Source organism: Brevibacillus invocatus (assembly GCF_003710915.1).
Taxonomy (GTDB): Bacteria; Bacillota; Bacilli; order Brevibacillales; family Brevibacillaceae; genus Brevibacillus; species Brevibacillus invocatus.
Window position 1 is genome coordinate 1 of sequence record NZ_RHHR01000095.1, and the last position, 682, is coordinate 682.

Annotated in this window: 1 protein-coding gene; it reads left to right on the forward strand. The window is 36.8% G+C overall.

The features are described 5' to 3' along the window. The first annotated feature begins 28 nt into the window (after positions 1-28). The gene (locus EDM52_RS24175; RefSeq protein ID WP_276330147.1) at positions 29-589 is read left to right on the forward strand and encodes an MFS transporter; all 561 of its coding nucleotides are present in this window, start codon (positions 29-31) and stop codon (positions 587-589) included. The last annotated feature ends 93 nt before the right edge of the window (positions 590-682 follow it).

Below are 682 nucleotides of genomic sequence, written 5' to 3' on the forward strand. Positions count from 1 at the left end.
AAACCTAGGGGGTTAATCCGCTACCTTCATTCTTTTTACATTCACTTCACTACTGGTTGTTTCAATAGAGCTACAGGCGATGAACTATACAGGAGTAAGAATAGCAAGTGAATTAAAAACTCCTGTACCGATATTCTCATTAGATGAATGGAGTTTTAAAATTGACGGAATAGGTTTATTTGGAGTTATGAATACTCTGAATTGTGTTGTTGTTGTCATGTTCGGAGCAATATTAGGTAAATGGATTCAAAAGCAGAATGAGAGTATTGTGCTTTATGGGGGAATTCTCATATATGCAATTTCATTGGGGATGATTGCTATTAGTGATGTCCCTTGGGTACTTTTAGTCCTTGTAATTATAGCTGCACTAAGTGAGCTTTCTTTTTGGCCAATTGTTCAAGCTTACTTAGCCGATTTACCACCAGAAAAAAGTAGAAGCTCATACATGGCTGTTAATAGTCTAGTAGGCAGAGGAGGCATGATGTTAGGTACTTTCGCTATAACGATTGGGACTTTCATTCCTCCTTGGGGAATGGGGATTTTATTTGTTTTAACTGGTATGATAAGTATGTTTTTGTTTTCTACATGAATCAATTTCATAAATCTGAGCCCTACGGGCTCAAGGTTTTTTGAGCATAGAAAAAGGAGTACCTCCCCAAATCTCTAATAAGTTAAGTACTAC